At 39.2% G+C, this 18,872-nt stretch carries 17 protein-coding genes and 2 rRNA genes; 3 read left to right on the forward strand and 16 right to left on the reverse strand.

Going from position 1 to position 18,872, the window contains the following annotated elements:
* Positions 1-102: 102 nt before the first annotated feature.
* From araD to sfsA, 7 genes are all read right to left on the reverse strand, one after another.
* Positions 103-792 carry an L-ribulose-5-phosphate 4-epimerase gene (araD, locus tag P0092_RS21890; RefSeq protein WP_004620948.1) on the reverse strand — a complete coding sequence of 230 codons (690 nt, stop codon included), beginning with the start codon at positions 790-792 and terminating at the stop codon, positions 103-105.
* 22 nt (positions 793-814) lie between these two features.
* A complete protein-coding gene (locus P0092_RS21895) occupies positions 815-2,422 on the reverse strand; it encodes a xylulokinase (protein WP_004620949.1) in 1,608 nt (535 codons plus the stop codon).
* Between the two features lie 75 nt (positions 2,423-2,497).
* On the reverse strand, positions 2,498-3,979 hold the full coding sequence (locus tag P0092_RS21900) for an L-fucose/L-arabinose isomerase family protein (protein WP_004620950.1): 1,482 nt from the start codon (positions 3,977-3,979) through the stop codon (positions 2,498-2,500).
* Between the two features lie 86 nt (positions 3,980-4,065).
* Entirely contained in the window at positions 4,066-5,160 is a 1,095-nt protein-coding gene (locus tag P0092_RS21905; protein ID WP_004620951.1) for a GntR family transcriptional regulator, read from the reverse strand.
* A gap of 126 nt (positions 5,161-5,286) precedes the next feature.
* Positions 5,287-5,433, reverse strand: coding sequence for a hypothetical protein (locus tag P0092_RS21910; protein ID WP_004620952.1), 147 nt, complete (start codon positions 5,431-5,433; stop codon positions 5,287-5,289).
* A 319-nt stretch (positions 5,434-5,752) separates the two neighbouring features.
* The gene (locus P0092_RS21915) at positions 5,753-6,154 is read right to left on the reverse strand and encodes a secondary thiamine-phosphate synthase enzyme YjbQ (RefSeq protein WP_004620953.1); all 402 of its coding nucleotides are present in this window, start codon (positions 6,152-6,154) and stop codon (positions 5,753-5,755) included.
* Complete coding sequence (gene sfsA / locus P0092_RS21920; RefSeq protein WP_004620954.1) at positions 6,154-6,834, reverse strand: DNA/RNA nuclease SfsA; 681 nt, start codon at positions 6,832-6,834, stop codon at positions 6,154-6,156. The genes P0092_RS21915 and sfsA overlap by 1 nt, the downstream gene beginning before the upstream one ends.
* Before the next feature lie 164 nt (positions 6,835-6,998).
* Here sfsA and P0092_RS21925 point away from each other — a divergent pair, with 164 nt between their 5' ends.
* A complete protein-coding gene (locus tag P0092_RS21925; protein WP_004620955.1) occupies positions 6,999-7,379 on the forward strand; it encodes a desulfoferrodoxin in 381 nt (126 codons plus the stop codon).
* A gap of 63 nt (positions 7,380-7,442) precedes the next feature.
* Here P0092_RS21925 and deoC read toward each other — a convergent pair whose 3' ends face one another.
* Entirely contained in the window at positions 7,443-8,099 is a 657-nt protein-coding gene (gene deoC, locus P0092_RS21930; protein WP_004620956.1) for a deoxyribose-phosphate aldolase, read from the reverse strand.
* Positions 8,100-8,351: 252 nt separating this feature from the next.
* On the opposite strand from deoC, the gene P0092_RS21935 reads away from it, so the two are divergent.
* Positions 8,352-8,597 (forward strand): hypothetical protein, encoded by a 246-nt coding sequence (locus tag P0092_RS21935; RefSeq protein ID WP_004620957.1) that lies wholly within the window; start codon positions 8,352-8,354, stop codon positions 8,595-8,597.
* 84 nt (positions 8,598-8,681) lie between these two features.
* On the opposite strand, the gene P0092_RS21940 is transcribed toward P0092_RS21935, so the two are convergent.
* The 6 genes from P0092_RS21940 to P0092_RS21965 form a co-directional block, all read right to left on the reverse strand.
* Positions 8,682-9,575, reverse strand: coding sequence for a YegS/Rv2252/BmrU family lipid kinase (locus tag P0092_RS21940; RefSeq protein WP_004620958.1), 894 nt, complete (start codon positions 9,573-9,575; stop codon positions 8,682-8,684).
* A gap of 196 nt (positions 9,576-9,771) precedes the next feature.
* A complete protein-coding gene (locus P0092_RS21945; RefSeq protein WP_004620959.1) occupies positions 9,772-9,942 on the reverse strand; it encodes a small, acid-soluble spore protein, alpha/beta type in 171 nt (56 codons plus the stop codon).
* Between the two features lie 447 nt (positions 9,943-10,389).
* Complete coding sequence (gene nadC / locus P0092_RS21950) at positions 10,390-11,226, reverse strand: carboxylating nicotinate-nucleotide diphosphorylase (RefSeq protein ID WP_004620960.1); 837 nt, start codon at positions 11,224-11,226, stop codon at positions 10,390-10,392.
* 11 nt (positions 11,227-11,237) lie between these two features.
* Positions 11,238-12,842, reverse strand: coding sequence for an L-aspartate oxidase (nadB, locus tag P0092_RS21955; protein ID WP_004620961.1), 1,605 nt, complete (start codon positions 12,840-12,842; stop codon positions 11,238-11,240).
* 106 nt (positions 12,843-12,948) lie between these two features.
* Complete coding sequence (gene nadA, locus P0092_RS21960; RefSeq protein ID WP_004620962.1) at positions 12,949-13,863, reverse strand: quinolinate synthase NadA; 915 nt, start codon at positions 13,861-13,863, stop codon at positions 12,949-12,951.
* A 197-nt stretch (positions 13,864-14,060) separates the two neighbouring features.
* Positions 14,061-14,228 (reverse strand): FeoB-associated Cys-rich membrane protein, encoded by a 168-nt coding sequence (locus tag P0092_RS21965; RefSeq protein WP_004620963.1) that lies wholly within the window; start codon positions 14,226-14,228, stop codon positions 14,061-14,063.
* A 445-nt stretch (positions 14,229-14,673) separates the two neighbouring features.
* On the opposite strand from P0092_RS21965, the gene P0092_RS21970 reads away from it, so the two are divergent.
* Complete coding sequence (locus P0092_RS21970) at positions 14,674-15,045, forward strand: metal-dependent transcriptional regulator (protein WP_004620964.1); 372 nt, start codon at positions 14,674-14,676, stop codon at positions 15,043-15,045.
* A gap of 116 nt (positions 15,046-15,161) precedes the next feature.
* Here the strand turns inward: P0092_RS21970 and rrf are convergent.
* Positions 15,162-15,278 (reverse strand): 5S ribosomal RNA (gene rrf / locus P0092_RS21975).
* A gap of 111 nt (positions 15,279-15,389) precedes the next feature.
* Positions 15,390-18,478: ribosomal RNA gene (locus tag P0092_RS21980) — 23S ribosomal RNA — on the reverse strand.
* Between the last annotated feature and the right edge of the window lie 394 nt (positions 18,479-18,872).

Raw genomic sequence — 18,872 nt, forward strand, 5'->3', positions numbered from 1 at the left:
GTAAATCTTTACCACTTATATATCACACATAATCCTGATTACGTAGAAAACACCCCCGGTACCTTTAACGTACCGAGGGTGTTTTGTTGATATCTTTATAATTTATTTTTGCCCGTAATAAGCTTTAGGTCCGTGCTTTCTCATAAAGTGCTTGTCTAGCAGCACCTTTGGCATAGGAGTGACATTCGGATTCAATTGTTTGCACTGAATAGCCATCATAGCCACTTCTTCTAAAACAACAGAATTGTGAACCGACTCCGCTGCACTTTTTCCCCATGTGAAAGGCGCATGATTCTTTACAAGTACGGCAGGTACATAGTTAGGATTTAAATCTTTAAAAGCCTCTATTATAACCGTTCCGGTATTTGCTTCATACTCTGACTGGATCTCATCCTTTGTCATTTCCCTAGTACATGGGATTTCACCATAAAAGTAATCCGCATGAGTAGTACCATAGGCAGGAATACCCATACCGGCCTGAGCAAAAGCAGTTGCCCATCTGGAGTGGGTGTGGGTTACACCTCCTATTTCGGGAAAAGCATTATACAAGGCTACATGTGTGGGTGCATCAGAAGACGGCTTCAATTTACCTTCCACCACTTTACCAGTGAGGTCGATTAATACAATATCTTCAGCGGTCATAACGTCATACTCAACGCCGCTGGGTTTTATTGCAATCAATCCGCTTTCTCTGTCAATACCGCTTACATTTCCCCATGTATATGTTACAAGTCCTTTTTTCGGCAGTTCCAGATTTGCTTCCAGCACTGCTTTTTTGAGTTGTTCCAACATATTATTTACCTCATAAAATCAATTAGTTCAAGGAGCTTACAGCCGCTCTTTCAATATCCAAGCCTTTTGTGTAACGTTTCATAAATTCGTTGAAACCCGCAACATCCTTTGGATCAGGCTTTACAGTTTCACCTTGGCTTTTACCAAATGCATTTACTTCAAGAAAATCTCCTAAGGACTGTGAGTCTTTTTTATTAATCATATAAGAAGCCAGCAGGGCAATACCCCATGCTCCACCCTCACCCGCAGTCTTCATAACAGACACGGGAACATCAAAGGCAGCAGCCATAATCTTCTGTCCAACTTCCTTTGTCTTAAAGAAACCGCCATGTCCGGTAACACCATCTACTTTAACAGCTTCCTTTTGGAAAAGGATATCAAGTCCTGTTTTCAAAGCTCCAAGAGATGTAAACAGATTAACCCTGATAAAGTTAGCAAGATTAAAATTACTGTTGGATGAACGAACAACCATGGGTCGTCCCTCTTCAAAATGAGTAATATGTTCACCGGAAATATAACCGTACGCAAGCAAACCTCCGCAATCAGGATCACCCTGAAGCGCTGCTCCCAGCAAAGTATCATATAGCTGTGGTTTTTTAACGTCAAAGCCCAAGGTCTTAACTGCCTCAGCAAATATTCCCATCCAGGCATCATAGTCGGATGTACAATTATTTGAGTGAACCATTCCCACAAGACTTCCGTCAGGTGTAGTCACCAAATCAATTTCAGGATATACTTTGGATAATTCCTTTTCAAGCACAACCATTGCAAAAACTGAAGTCCCGGCAGATACATTTCCTGTGCGGACTGCAACACTGTTAGTGGCAACCATTCCGGTACCTGCATCACCCTCAGGAGGACAAAGAGGAATACCTGCTTGAAGCTCTCCGGTGATGTCAAGGAGCTTTACCCCTTCTTCTGTCAAATTACCGGCCTTCGTACCAGCAACCAAAACCTTTGGAAGGATATTTTCAAGCTTCCATGAAAAATTACGGCTGCCGTTAGCCTCGTTAAACTGCTTAATCATATTTGAATTAAAATCTTTAGTATTTAAATCAATTGGGAAAACACCTGAAGCCTCGCCCACACCAAGAACTTTTTTCCCTGTCAACTTCCAGTGTATATATCCCGCCAAAGTAGTCATAAAATCAACCTTGGATACATGCTCTTCATTGTTCAGAATAGCTTGGTAAAGATGTGCAATGCTCCATCTCTGAGGAATAGGATAACTAAACAGCTTTGTAAGTTCCTCAGATGCCTGTGCAGTTATGGTGTTACGCCAAGTTCGAAAAGGTGTCAGAAGATTTTCTTCCTTGTCAAAAACCATATAACCGTGCATCATTCCGCTGAATCCGATAGCACCTGTTGTTTTTAACCCTACACCAAACTTTTCCCTGACTTCTTTAGTCATTTCCTGATAGCTGTTCTGAACACCTTTCCAGATATCCTCCAAGCTATAAGTCCAAATGTTATTGATATAACTGTTTTCCCAGTCATGACTGCCGGATGCGATAGGTGCATTATCTGCACCTATCAATACCGTTTTTATCCTGGTTGATCCGAGTTCAATCCCAATTGTTGTCTGTCCGTTAATAATAGCATTTCGACCGTCATTTAGTTCATGTGTCATTGTTTTCCCCCTCATGTAGTCATCCATACTTATTCACTGAATCTAATAGGATGTCCTTCAGATTAACATAAAATTTTATTTAAATGGATTCTCATCCTTGTAAAGCATAGCTGCAGGCTGATTGAAAGCTACATCATCAACGCCAAGAAGCTTCATAGTTGCAAACAAAACTTTACCCATGTGCTTGAAAGCAACTCCGCCATGGTGTGGGTATCTCTTAGCAATCAGAACATGTCTGTAGAATCTGCCCATTTCCTTAATTGCAAATACACCTATGCCACCAAAGGATTTAGGATCAACATCAATGATTTCTCCCTCTGCAACATAACTTCTCAGCTGGCTGTCAGCTGTTCCTTGGAGTCTGAAGAAAGTAATATCTCCAGGTCTTATTGTTCCTTCCAAAGTTCCTCTTGAGATATCAGGCTCCTTGTCTGGTTCAAGCAATCTGTGCATGATAAGCTGATACTTCATAGCGTGGTTCTTCATCATACATGAAGGAGTATTTCCGCAGTGGAAGCCCATAAACAAGTCTGTAAGAGTATATCCGTCAAATAAATCCTTATTGTTTTCAAACATATCCTTAGGAACAGAGTTGTTTATATCCAACAGAGTTGCAGGTAATTGAGTAGCACAAGTAATTATATATTCACTTAATGCACCATAAATATCTGTTTCACATGCAACAGGAATTCCCTTTGCTGCAAGTCTTGAATTAACGTAACATGGAACGAATCCGAACTGTGTCTGGAATGCAGGCCAGCACTTATTTGCAAATACAAAATATTCAGAAGCACCTTTATTCTGTTCAGCCCAATCCAACAAAGTAAGCTCATATTGTGCTAACTTTGGAAGAATTCCGGGATAACCGTTTCCGTTCTTTAGTTCTTCTTCCATATCTTTAACAACAGCAGGAATTCTAGGATCGTCCTTATGATTATTGAATGCTTCAAAAAGATCAAGCTCTGAATTTTCCATTATTTCAACGCCTAAATCGTACAAAGGCTTAATAGGAGCATTACATGCAACGAAATCAAATGGTCTTGGTCCAAAGCTGAATATTTTTAATTTTGAAAGTCCAACAAGAATTCTTGCAATATTTTCAAAATCCCCAACCATTTCTGAAACATCCTGTGGATCTCCAACCGGATATTCAGGAATATATGGATTTAGTTTTCTCAATGCCAGATTGTAAGAAGCATTCAGCATACCGCAATATGCATCTCCACGCTTACCCATGAGATTCCCTTCAGATTCTTCAGCAGCAGCTACAAACATAACAGGTCCGTCAAATTTCTTAGCAAGAAGAGTTTCAGGTCCTTCAGGTCCAAAGTTTCCAAGGTATACTACAAGAGCATTTACATCGGCATCCTTCAATTCTTTAAGCGCACTGAGAACATGTTTTTCATTCTCAACAACTGTATTTGCCTGAAAAAGTTCTAAACCTTTTTCTGAACAGGCGCTAACAACTGCTTTACGCCTTTCCACACTTAATTCTGCAGGAAAACAGTCCCTGCTTACTGCTACTATGCCGAGTTTAACATTTGGTACGTTATACATTTTTGGGTCCCCCTTAATAATTTTTTGCGTTAAAATTTAAAATAAAATTAATGTCGTATACTGTTACGTACAAGTAAAATTAAAATCTACCTTTTGATACAGGAATCCTTTATGATAAGCTCCGGTACAATAGTTTTCTGAACAGGCTCTGTCAGATAATCGTTTTGCTTTATCATTTGCAGTAGAATTTCAGCGGCTTCCTCACCCAGCTTTTCCTTAGGGTGACGGACTGTGGTAATCTTCACGGGGCAATTTGCAGAAAAATAGGAATCGTCAAAGCCTGTTATGGAAACATCATCAGGTACTTTTACACCTAAGCTGTTAAGCAGCTCATATACCCTGAAAGCAATCTCATCGTTATAGCAAGCTATTGCATCAACCCCACGCTTCTCTTCCATCAACCGTTTAACCATATTATAAGGTTTTATATCCCTGTCCTCAGTGTGAAACCAAATCACGTCATCGGGATTATAGGCCATCCCTGCATCAGCAATGGCTTTTGCATATCCATTGTGTCTCTCGACCCCTTGAACATCATCAGCCTTGAATATCCCTGCTATTTTTTTATGCCCTAACCTTGCCAGATATTCCACAGCGGAATACATGCCTTTTGCATCATCCAATAATACATGTGATTTACTGTCAAGCTGCTGATAGAAGCCATGAATAAATATATACGGTATGCGGTGGTTGTCCAGTGCTTCATAAAACTTCATATTTTCTGAATACAAAGCACTCTTGGTAGGCTCAATTATAAGGCCCTCAACATTCTTCTGGAGTACATCTTCCAAGCAAACAGCCTCATGTTTGGTATTATTGTTTGTGTTCTTGAGCATAATGCTGTAACCATTAGACGAAAGCACACTATCAATGCCTTGAATAACCTTTGGAAAAATGTATTCTGAAATATATGTTGTAATTACAGCAATATTTCTGGAGTCACTTCTTTTTCTGCTCCTATCCAGGCAATAGGTTCCACGTCCATGTTCAGTGTAAAGATATCCTTCATTAACAAGCATTGAAATTGCTTTTCTCACAGTATGCCTGCTCAGGGACATTGTTTCCGCAAGAACATTTTCCGAAGGAATTTGTTCTCCCGGCTTTATTTTGCCCAAGAGTATTTCTTGTTTCAGATGCTCCATAAGTCTGAGGTACTTTACCTGATTATCATTTTTTTGCATTACAATCTCCTCATATGCAACTTGTACGTACATCTTAATTATACATTATAATTTCAAATACACAATACCGTTTATCAATAAAAAAACTGCCTGGATTTACATCCGGCAGTAATAGTTAAAAAACTTTTATTTAGAAGACTTTGTGCTATTATTTGCCTTCTTATTATAAGGATTTTGAGTATAAGTACTTTGTGGTCTCTTACTGGTGTCGTATCTTTTTTTATCCATTTCCCACAACTTTTTTTGGTAATCTAAAAACTCATGTAATTTCATATTAAAATCACCTCCTGATTTTATGTTATGTAAATGTTTCGGGAGGTGTTACAAATATAGTCTTGGCCGAAACCCTCCTGGATACTAATGCCCAGTCAAAGAAATTTGTTTCTGAACTAGAAAATAGTGTATATTACTTTTGCCCTATATTGTGGATTAGACAAGCTTATTATCTACAATATATACACATATATATAGTAATATCCACAGTTTAATTCACAAAATGTTGTGTTTCTGTGGATAAAACCTTACCACTACCCCAACTAATCCACAAAGTTTTCAACAGACTGTTAACAAAATCTTATAAAAAGTGTATAACTTACAAACCTGACTTTATACTCTTTACATAAAACTTTCTGTTTCTTGGTCCGTCAAACTCGCAGAAATAAATTCCCTGCCAGGTGCCAAGCAGCAGTTTTCCCTCTTCAACAATTACGTACTGGCTGCTGCCCATGGCGCTGGCTTTCAGATGGGCTGAACTATTTCCCTCATAGTGTCTGAATTCGGCTCTGTCAGGATATGCCTTGTCCAACCCATAAAGAATATCTCTGACCACATCAGGGTCAGCATTTTCATTGATAGTAATTCCGGCAGTTGTGTGTGGACAATATATCATAACCGCTCCATCTCTTATTCCACTTTGAGCCACAGCCTCTGCAACCCTTCCCGTAATATTATAAAAATTCTGTCTCTCCGTTTTTAAACTGAACTCACGTACCATTAGAATCTTACCTCCACTTTTTTATCAATTTCTATAAAACCTTCATCCACTACACAATCAAGAGCCAATATCTCTACACCTTTATTATGAGCAGCTTTTAAAACTTCTGCAAATTCTTTATGTGTAACGCTGTTGGGTGTAAAATATTCCACATCCTTCATCTGTATTACAAAAATCACATACGCCTTATAACCTTCCCTTAAACACTCAATAAGCTCATTTATATGCTTTACGCCTCTTTCTGTTGGAGCATCGGGAAAAAGCACTATATTATTTTCTTCAAGAGTCACTCCCTTTACCTCAATAAAAATCTTATCCTTCTTAGTTTCAACATAAAAATCAAACCTCGAATTTTTATATTTTACCTCAGGTTTTATCAGTGTAACATCCTTAAATAAATTACCCTTTTCCAGCCAGTCCCGAACTACTTTATTGGGAACCTGACTATCCATATTAATATGCCTTTTTCCTTTAATAACACTAATAAGGTCAAACCCTGTCTTACGGTTAGGATTATCAGATTTCTCAACATACACAACTGAGCCGGGTAATAAAAGCTCTTTACATCTTCCGGTATTCTTTACATGGCAGATTTCGGTGACACCATCAATGTCCACATGAGCAATGAATCTATTTGGTCTTTCAATAAAAATTCCCTTTTTAGTATTTTTATATTTCAATTTATCCTCCTACTGCATGTCTCTAGTAAATTACAACAAAAGGATACCATCAATCCTTTAAAAAAACCATAAACATTTTGTTAATACAGTCTTATAATGGGTATAAATACATTAACTTTAATTTGGTTAATATACTAATATCAATATATTGAAGGAGGTTTTATATGAAGACGGAAGTTGTTTACTATCGTTGCAAGCAGTGTGGTAATATTGTCAGTGTTATTAAAAATGGTGGAGGAAAGCTAGTCTGTTGCGGAGAACAGATGGAAAGGCTTGAGCCCAATACTACCGACGCTGCGTTGGAAAAACATGTTCCTGTAGCTGAAAGAAAAGACGGTAAGATTGTAGTACAAATTGGCTCCGTAGACCACCCCATGATTGATGCTCATTACATTGAGTGGGTTGAAGTTGCAGGCGAGGAAGGTACAGAAAGAATCATTCTTTCCCCGGGTGATGAGCCAAAGGCAGTTTTTGCCGACAAGAGCAACGCCGAAGTATATGCATACTGTAATCTGCATGGATTATGGATGTCTCATGTAAAATAATTATAATGGCCCTGTAAAGTGACATTACTTTGCAGGGCCTATTAGTTGCTCCATAGAATATATTTACACTTGTTCCTCATTGACAATTGCAATAGATGCACTGGCCCCTATTCTGGTTGCTCCTGCATCAACCATTGCCTTTGCGGTCATATAATCCCTTATACCCCCTGCTGCTTTTACACCCATATCAGGGCCCACTGTTTCTCTCATAAGTCTTACATCATGGACTGTAGCCCCTCCTGTACTGAATCCTGTAGAAGTCTTAACAAAATCAGCTCCGGCTGCCTTACACAGTTTACAGCAAGTAACTTTTTCCTCATCATTAAGAAGGCATGTTTCAAGTATTACCTTCACAATTGCTTTTCCATCCGCCGCCTCTACTACTGCTTCAATATCTTTTTCTACATAATGAAAATCCCCTGACTTAACAGCTCCTATATTTATTACCATATCAATTTCTCCGGCACCGTTTTCTACAGCCTCAACAGTTTCTGCAACCTTGGAGACTGTTGATGTGGCTCCCAGAGGGAAACCTATGACCGTACAAACCTTTATATCGGTTTCCTTTAAAATTTCACTGCACAGTGTCACATAACAAGGATTAACACAAACAGAAGCAAATTTGTACTCTATAGCCTCTTTGCATAGTTTTTTAATCTGCTCCTTACAAGTCTCGGGTTTTAATGCTGTGTGGTCAATTAAGCCAGCCAACTTAGTCATAAATACCTCCGGATATATAAATTAGTACATAAATATTATTTACCAATATTTCGGATTTATCAAGAAAAAAAAATAGGTTAGTCTTCGTCGACTAACCATGTAAAGGGGGTCAAAATGTATTTTGTGAGGTCAATATTATAATCGCCATAATTAATAAAATTTATACAATTATTTTGAAAAATCTGATTATTATATTTATTTATTTCCATGTAAATACTAATCAAATAAATACCTAGAGAAGGAGCTGCATCTATGGAGTTACAAAACAATGTAATAAACGCCGAGAATTTAAATGAAGACAATACTTTGTCAGTGGTCCAAGATAAACTAAAACCCGGGGAAACAGTAATTCTTGACGTAGGCTATAACTATTTCCATCAGGTCGACAAACTGTATGAATTACTTGTAAATGAAGGCTATTATGTTAGAAAAACCTTTATTAACGGACGAAATCAATTGCTGGTTGCTCAAAAGGATGAAAAACATCAAATGTATTAATTAGTATGGTAACACTCTAAAAAAACCTGTTGGGTTAACTTTATACCGCTAACCCGACAGGTCTTAATATTTATTAAGAAATCTTTATTTATTTTCTCCAAAAGGTACAAAAACTTCAAGAACCATCTGTTTGAATTCAATATTGGCGGGAAACAGCTCTGATCTTTCACCGTCAACTGTAAGTGCCAGTGGCATTTTACTGCTTAATTCGCACTTTCTGGCCTTTAGAATGATTACATTCTTGTCATTGACAGATTCCTTGCTCAATACCTTAAAAAATATACTTGCAAGGTTTATATTTGAACATTTTTTAACAAGGATGATATCCATAAATCCATCCGTATAATCCGCCTGATTTAAAAGATTTGGGAAACCCGCCGCTTGTTTTCCGTTAACAATCAAAAATAAAAGAAATTTACCTTCAATAATATGATCATCCGCAGCAATTTTCAAATCAAAGCTCTTAATATTAGTCAATTCGGAAATACCCTTCAGGTAATAAGCAAAAGGGCCAAAATTCTTTTTAAGCTCGCTGTTTGTATTAAAAGAAACGTCTACAAAATTTCCCCCTGCAAATGTACTCAGAAAATACTGTGAATTGTTTATATAGCCAACATCACACATAATTGTATTACCCTGAAGAATTACATCTACGCTTTCTTTAAGAGAGTTTATTCCAAGACATTTTGCAAAGTCGTTACATGTTCCTGAAGGTATCACTCCTAAAGGCATTTTAATATCATTGTTCAATAATAAATTAGCTACAAAATTAATTGTTCCATCCCCACCGGACGCAGCAACAAAGTCATATGTCCCTGACTGTAATGCATTAATGAGATAATCGCTGTTATTATCCGTCAATCTATACGGCTGAGCAAGAATACCCTTTTCCTGAAATGAGGCCAAAATAAAATCCAGTTCACTAGGAATCCTATGTCCCCCGGAAACAGGGTTATATACAAATAATGCGTTTTTCACAGGTCTATCCTCCCATTTATGCAGTAAACTTTAAAAAATTCCCTATTAATTTATAATAAATGAAAATTAACACAAAAGCAATCTTAATAGGAATGATATTAATAATTTATAGCACAAGAGAATTTTCCGGATATTAAAATGGGGCGTCAGCAAGACTTTCGTCTTGCTGCAGGCCCCCAAACTACGCTAAGCCATCCTAATGGTTGACACTTCTTTCAGCCATCTCAATTGCCTTCTTAACAATGTTTCCGCAATCTCTTGAAGATACTGCTCCCCATCCTTCGTTAGCAACTGTATTGTAGACTCCAAGTTCTCTGGCAATTTCCTCTTTAAGGGCTTCTGACATAACACTTTTACGTCTACTCATGGTTAGTGCCTCCTTAAACAGGCAGTCCCCACTGCGTAATAGCATTTCAGGTGAAAGCAATTACGCTGTTCACTGCCTGAAATAGATTTTTTAGCGTACACACATATTGTGTCAATTTTTAAGAAAAATATTAAGGAAATGTAATCCACATTTTACACAGACTAAAATTCAACATAAATTTCATACCACCACAATATATGCACTCAGTAACTAAATATTACAACAATATTTTGTATGGGCAAAGTCCATCGTGTATACAATCAACACTTAATTATTTTTAATCCACATTTCCACCTTAAACTGTGGATTATCTGTAGAAATCACTACTACCTTAAAGCCCACTCTTTCTAAGGACACAGCCTTTTTAAAAAAACAATATGTGAATAACTTAAAAAAAATGTGGATAAATATAATTTTATCCACATTCCATACTTAATTTTATTTTTATTACTCAATATTCATACTTATATCAACAGAATTAGCAGAGTGAGTAAGTTTACCTATAGATATAATATCAACTCCTGTTAAAGCAACATTGTATATTGTTTCTTCACTTATATTTCCCGAAGCCTCTACAAGCGCCCTCTTATCTATAAACTTAACTGCCTCTGTCATCTGTTCATTTGACATATTATCAAGCATAATTATATCAGCTTTGCACTCCAAGGCCTCACGAACCTCTTCCATGGACTCTACCTCTACCTCAATCTTTACAGTATGAGGAATACTGCTTCTTACGCGTTCAACTGCATTTCTTATGCCTCCGGCAGCAGCAATATGGTTATCCTTGATTAGAACGCCGTCAGAAAGTGAAAATCTGTGATTGGCTCCTCCGCCTGCATTAACTGCATACTTTTCCAAAAGTCTCATACCGGGAGTAGTCTTTCTTGTATCAGTTACCTTTACAGGCAAACCCTGTACTTTGCTAACATATCTGTTAGTCATTGTAGCAACTGCAGACAGCCTTTGCATAAAGTTTAATGCAGTCCTTTCACCTTTTAGCAAGGCTCTGGTAGGACCGCTTACTTCTGCAATAATATCCCCTTTTGATACCTTGTCCCCATCCTTTACAAAGGCTTTGAAACACACGTCGCCATCCAGTACTTCAAAAACATACTTTGCAACATCAAGTCCGACTATAACAGCGTCTTGCTTAGCCAGAAATTCAGCCTTGGATGAATCGCCTTCTGAAATAATATTATCTGTAGTAATATCACCCAGAGGCATATCTTCCTTTAGTGCATTCATAACTATTTCATGGATATAAAGTTTACTGAGTTTCATTTTTCCTCCTATTAAAATGGTGAAGACATCTTGCCCTTCTCCAATTCTTTAACAATGTTTTTTCTCCAATTAACATCATCCGTCTTGTCAAAATCCGTTCTATAATGCGCTCCTCTGCTCTCTTTTCTCTCAAGGGCAGATTCTATAACTAGACCTGCTACTGTCAGCATATTCAGCACTTCCAGCTTCACAAGACTGAAGCCTGATAAATCTGTGTATTTTTTATATACAGCATTAATAATTTCAGCGGCCTTTTCAAGACTTTGATGATTTCTGATTATACCAACATACTTAGTCATGGCAGCCTGTATCTCTTCCTTCATAGCTTTGAGAGCTGCATCGCTAGCTTTATTGGAAACAAAACTTATCTTTGAATCCACAGATAAGTTATTAGTATGTTTACCATCTGTCCCGATTTTTCTGGCAATTTTCCTTCCGAAAACCAGTCCTTCCAGCAAGGAATTACTTGCCAGCCTGTTTGCTCCGTGAATCCCGGTACAAGCTACTTCACCACATGCATATAAGCCGGGGATATTGGTCTGACCATCAACATCTGTTCTGATTCCCCCCATACAGTAGTGCTCTGCCGGAGCAACCGGAATAAAGTCCTTGGATATATCTATCCCGTAATCAAGGCATGTCTTAAAAATATTTGGAAATCTATTTTCGAGATATTCTCTGCTTTTAAAAGTAATATCCAGAAAAACGTTTTTAGAGTCAGTAAGAGACATTTCCTTAAAAATAGCTCTTGAAACAACATCTCTAGGTGCAAGCTCGCCTAATTCATGGTATTTTTTCATAAAAGCTTCACCCTTGCAATTTTTAAGGCGTGCACCTTCTCCCCTGACTGCCTCAGAAATTAAAAAGCTTTTGTCTTTTGGGTGGTACAGTACTGTAGGATGGAATTGTACGAATTCCATATCCATTGCCTGCGCACCTGCTCTAAGACACATTCCTACTCCGTCTCCGGTTGCAACCTCCGGATTTGTAGTATGTGAATAAATTTGTCCAAAACCTCCCGTTGCAATAACAACAGAATTTGAAAGGAAAATTTTTATTTTATCCGGTTTTTCATCATAAACTATAACTCCGCTGCAATTTCCATTTTGAATAATAAGGTCAACAGCAAAATGGCTTTCAAAAATAGATATGTTCTTCTTCTTTCTGGCAACCTCAATAAGCTTATCACAGACTTCCTTGCCTGTTGTATCACCTGAGTGGATAATCCTGTTTACGCTGTGGGCACCTTCTCTTGTAAGGGATAGCTGTTGACCGCTTTTATCAAAGTTCACACCCAGACTGCATAGTGTTCTAATATTTTCAGCAGCCTCTTCTACCAAAACCCATACGCTTGTCTCATCGTTTAATCCTGCACCGGCAAAAAGAGTATCTTTGAAATGTAACTGAGGCGAATCATTCTTCTCATCGAGAGATACTGCTATTCCACCCTGCGCAAGAACTGAATTACTAATGTCCAGTGTCTCCTTTGTAATTATCCCAATCTGGAAACTGTCGGGTATCTCCAATGCAGTATATACTCCGGCTATTCCACTACCAATAATTAAGACATCCTTGCGTATGACCTCAACGTCAACCTTATTACTATCCTCTTCCATTCATTTACCCTCCATATCCCCACTCGTGTAAAGGAGCTGTTGATAAGCGCTACTTATATCAGTTCTGTTCCATGCTATGGGGTAAAGTACATAATTGTTACAATACCTATTTTCCTACTGCCAGCATTCTATTTAAACTACCGGATGCGCGCTCAATAATATCTCTGTCCAGAGTTATTTCATATTGCCTTTTTGCCAAAGCATCATGAACACTCTGTAATGATGTCTTCTTCATATTCGGACAAATCAGCCCAGTGGACATCATATAAAAAGTCTTATTAGGGTTTTCCTTTTTCAGCTGATAAAGAACACCCATCTCGGTTCCAATAATAAATTTATCATGTTCCGAATTTCTCGCGTAATCAATAATCTGCTTTGTGCTTCCCACGAAATCTGCAAGTTCCTGTATTTCCGGTTGACATTCCGGGTGTACTAGTAAGATAGCATCAGGATGGAGTCTCTTTGACTCTAAAACCGCATCTGCCTTAATTTTATGGTGTGTGATACAGTAACCTTCCCAAAAAATAATATTCTTCTCAGGCACCATTTTTGCAACATAACTGCCAAGATTCTTGTCAGGAGCAAAAATAATATCCTTTTTGTCAATTGCTCTGATAACATTCACTGCATTAGATGAAGTACAACAAATATCACATTCTGCCTTAACTTCTGCACTTGAATTTATATAACATACAACAGCTGCATCAGGATACTTCTTTTTTGCTTCTTTCAAAGCATCAGCCGTAACCATATCTGCCATGGGACAACCTGCATTTATTTCAGGCAACAGAACCGTCTTTTCAGGCGATAGGATTTTAGCACTTTCCGCCATAAAATGAACTCCGCAGAAAACTATGGTATCAGCCTGGCTGGAAGCACAAAACTGGCTTAAAGCAAAAGAATCTCCCGTAACGTCAGCAATTTCCTGTACCTCATCAACCTGATAGCTATGAGCAACAATAACTGCATTATGCTCTTTCTTCATTTTGTTAATATTACTAATCAACAAATTTTTATCCATTATTTTACCCTCGTTATCTGTTAAAAATTCCACAATACGCAATCTACTTGAATGCCCTGAAGTTTAAAATACTGCATTTATTTTAATACTTATAATTTGCTTTGTAAATGCTTTTATACTAAAAGAAAAAATCCCTTCATATAATAATGAAAAGATTTTTCCCATAATAATGCTTTTATTTAAGAAATAAGTAAAAACTACTTGTGGCATTTGTTGGCTTCAGGACAACCTGAACATCCGCATCCGCAGCTTGATTCGCCATTTTTTCTCTGTATGATTTTGTGAATTATAATCCAGGCCACTAATACAAAAATCACAGCAGATATTAAAATCGTTGCAATATTATCTTTTAAAAATTGTATCATATAAAACCCCTCCAATCAACGAGTAACACGTTTACGCTTTGTCTGAACCTTGCTCATAAGCTATAGTTAATTTAAGCTAATTTCTATTTAACATTTATAGAATAATCCTATCTACAAAACCCAAGCTTTCTAAGAATTTTCTGGCTTCATCTTTCCCATTGCCTTTATTGAATTCATTTCGCCTAAAGAAACCATCGTTAATGGCATATAAATCACTCCCTTTAGTTAGTGCAAACTAACCAACCATTTATAAAATTAGTTAGCACTTGCTAACCTCATACTTGAGTTTACCATCGCTAACTTCAATTGTCAACAAATCTTATATATTAATTCTATTAATTTGAAAATAAAGCCTGTACTCATACCTTGATAAAGGGTGTTCATATGCTATAATTATAGAATTAGAGTTAAATTGATTTCAAATGAAGAATATGGAGGCTGTTAAATGACAAAGCTACAAGAGTCAGGTGAAAATTACCTGGAAACCATATTAATTCTTAAAAATAAGAATGGAAATGTCCGCTCAATAGATATTGCTACGGAATTAGGTTATACAAAACCTAGCATAAGCCGTGCAATGACTATTCTAAAAAATGCGCAATATATTACAGTTGATGATAGTACGGGATATATATCCCTCACAGATAGCGGTTATGAGATTGCTAAAGCAATGTATGAACGACATGAAATACTGTCCCGCTATTTAATATCAATCGGTGTTTCCCCTGAAACAGCAACGCAGGACGCATGTAGAATAGAACACGTAATAAGTCAGGAAACCTTTGAAAAAATAAAAGAAAATACCGGTAATAAGTAAGCCTATATATAAATACTTTCTTACTATAATAGTCAACTGCTCTATTATATTTACTTTTTAATATTTCGTTATATAATAACAAAACCTCAAGCTATGAGCTTGAGGTTTTCATATAAATCCGGCGGAGACCTACTTTCCCGGGCCGTTTCCAGCCAAGTATTATCGGCACTGAGATGCTTAACTGCCGTGTTCGGTATGGGAACGGGTGTATCCATCTCGTCATTTCCACCAGAAAATTATTAGGTACTTTGTACCTTCAGAACTGATTAATGTTATTCTTCTAAGAAGATGTGAAGCTCTCATTGTCTGGTTAAGACCTTCTACTTTTGAATACCTGTTTTCTTTGGGTCAAACCCTCGACCTATTAGTATCAGTCAGCTTAACACATTACTATGCTTACACTCCTGACCTATCAACCATGTAGTCTACATGGGGTCTTACCTATTGCTAGTGGGATATCTCATCTTGAGGTGGGTTTCACGCTTAGATGCCTTCAGCGTTTATCCCTGCCGAACTTGGCTACCCAGCTGTGCCATTGGTATGACAACTGGTGCACTAGAGGTTCGTCCATCCCGGTCCTCTCGTACTAAGGACAGATCCTCTCAAATATCCTGCGCCCGCGACAGATAGGGACCGAACTGTCTCACGACGTTCTGAACCCAGCTCGCGTACCGCTTTAATTGGCGAACAGCCAAACCCTTGGAACCTGCTACAGCTCCAGGATGCGATGAGCCGACATCGAGGTGCCAAACCTCCCCGTCGATGTGGACTCTTGGGGGAGATAAGCCTGTTATCCCCAGGGTAGCTTTTATCCGTTGAGCGATGGCAATTCCACTTTCATACCACCGGATCACTAAGCCCTACTTTCGTACCTGCTCGAGGTGTTTCTCTCACAGTCAGGCTACCTTATGCCTTTGCACTCGTTGCGCGATTTCCAACCGCGCTGAGGTAACCTTTGGACGCCTCCGTTACTCTTTGGGAGGCGACCGCCCCAGTCAAACTGCCCACCTGACAGTGTCCCTAGACCAGCTTATGGTCTCAGGTTAGAGTTCCAGTACTTTTAGAGTGGTATCCCAACGTCGACTCCTTGATGGCTGGCGCCACCAATTCTCAGTCTCCCACCTATCCTGTACAAAAAATACCGAAACCCAATATCAAGCTACAGTGAAGCTCCATGGGGTCTTTCCGTCTAGTCGCGGGTAACTTGCATCTTCACAAGTACTACAATTTCGCCGGGTACGTTGTTGAGACAGTGCCCAAGTCATTACGCCATTCGTGCGGGTCAGAACTTACCTGACAAGGAATTTCGCTACCTTAGGACCGTTATAGTTACGGCCGCCGTTTACTGGGGCTTAAGTTCATGCCTTCGGGTTTCCCCTAAGCAATTCCCGTAACCTTCCAGCACCGGGCAGGCGTCAGCCCCTATACTTCATCTTTCGATTTAGCAGAGACCTGTGTTTTTGATAAACAGTTGCTTGGGCCTATTCTCTGCGGCCTCAATTGCTTGAGGCACCCCTTTTCGCTAACTTACGGGGTCAATTTGCCGAGTTCCTTAACAACGCTTCTCCCGCTCGTCTTAGGATTCTCTCCTCACCTACCTGTGTCGGTTTGCGGTACTGGTACCTTTAATCTGGATAGTGGTTTTTCTCGTCAGTGTGGAATCTGTCACTTCGGTACTTGTTTTCCCTCCGCATCACGTCTTCGAAACATCCGGCGGATTTGCCTACCGGACTATCTACCTCGCTTGCACGATCTTTTCCAGCTGATCGCTTGACTTATCCTCCTGCGTCCCCACCTCTCTCATAACGATTAACGGTAGTACAGGAATTTCAACCTGTTGTCCATCACTTACGCCTTTCGGCCTCAGCTTAGGTCCAGACTTACCCTGGGCGGACGAACCTTCCCCAGGAAACCTTAGGTTTTCGACGGTAAAGATTCTCACTTTACTCTCGCTACTTATTCCGGCATTCTCACTACTGCTTCGTCCACAAGTCCTTTCGATCTTGCTTCAACCTACAACAGTAAGCTCCCCTACCACCCTCGTGCATCCAATACTATCTCCTAGCTTCTTCTTTTTCTTACCTGTTCTCCTCTTTCGAGGTACACAGTTTAGCTGTGAGATAATTTGACCAAATGTTTTGAATCATTTTTCATATGATACATTTGGTGAAATTACCTAGCTCTATCTTACTTGCTAGGCGATACTATTGGATGCACGCTGATCCATAGCTTCGGTACACAGTTTAGCCCCGGTAATTTTCGGCGCAGGCTCACTCGACTAGTGAGCTATTACGCACTCTTTGAATGAGTGGCTGCTTCTAAGCCAACATCCTAGTTGTCTTAGCAAGCCCACATCCTTTTCCACTTAACTGTGATTTTGGGACCTTAGCTGATGGTCTGGGCTGTTTCCCTTTTGACCATGGGACTTATCTCTCATAGTCTGACTCCCAAGTAACATCATTACGGCATTCGGAGTTTGATAGGGTTCGGTAACCCGGTAAGGCCCCTAGCCCATTCAGTGCTCTACCTCCGTATGATTTTCCCTTGAGGCTAGCCCTAAAGCTATTTCGGGGAGAACCAGCTATCTCCGAGTTCGATTGGAATTTCTCCGCCACCCACAGCTCATCCCAGACCTTTTCAACGGTCATGTGGTTCGGTCCTCCACGAGATTTTACTCCCGCTTCAACCTGTCCATGGGTAGGTCACCCGGTTTCGGGTCTATAGCATGCAACTTAACGCGCTCTTAACACTCGGTTTCCCTTCGGCTCCGTACCTTTAGTACTTAACCTTGCTGCATACAATAACTCGCCGGACCGTTCTACAAAAAGTACGCTGTCGAGCCTTAACGCTCTTCAACTGCTTGTAAACATAGGGTTTCAGGTTCTCTTTCACTCCCCTCCCGGGGTTCTTTTCACCTTTCCCTCACGGTACTGCTTCACTATCGGTCACCAGTTAGTATTTAGCCTTGGATGGTGGTCCACCCTGCTTCCCACGAGGTTTCACGTGCCTCGTGGTACTCTGGATTCTAGCCTGCCTCTTAACATTTCGCTTACGGGACTTTTACCCTCTATGGTCTCAGCTTTCCAGCTGCTCATTCTGCTATGTCTTAAGGATCATTATGCTAGTCCACAACCCCGAAAGATATTGCTATCTTTTGGTTTGGGCTCTTCCGCTTTCGCTCGCCACTACTTACGGAATCTCTTTTGATTTCTACTCCTGTTGGTACTTAGATGTTTCAGTTCCCAACGTCTGCCTTCGTAACACTATGTATTCATGTTACGATGACCGAGTGTTTAACTCGGCCGGGTTTCCCCATTCGGATATCCACGGGTCAATGGCTATTTGCGCCTCTCCGTAGCTTTTCGCAGCTTGTCACGTCCTTCATCGCCTTCTGGTGCCTAGGCATTCACCCTATGCTCTTAGTAGCTTGACCTCTTCGAATTATCTTCGATTCTTTCAGATTCTCTTAAAGTGATTGTCTTAACCTATCAATGAGTTAATTTCCTAAGAGTTGCATGTTTCCAACGTAAACTGCTTTACGTGTTTCAAAGGATTTCTCCTTCTTCACATGTTACCCTTATTACTTTTCTAGAAAATACATAATTAATATATATCTCTTGTCTTCTCATCTTCTTAAAACGTATTTCAAACTTTCGTTTGAAACGCATTCTTTGAATAACATTATTCAGTTCTCAAGGTACAACTTTTTCAAAGTCCATTTGCATGGGCTTTGAAAACTAAACAGTGATTGTAAAGAAACTCTAAGATAATGATTACCAGTCAAGCGAGCTTCGCTCAAGCTTTTCTGTCATTTATCTTCGACCTAA

The sequence above is a fragment of the Ruminiclostridium papyrosolvens DSM 2782 genome (assembly GCF_029318685.1).
Taxonomy (GTDB): Bacteria; Bacillota; Clostridia; order Acetivibrionales; family DSM-1351; genus Ruminiclostridium; species Ruminiclostridium papyrosolvens.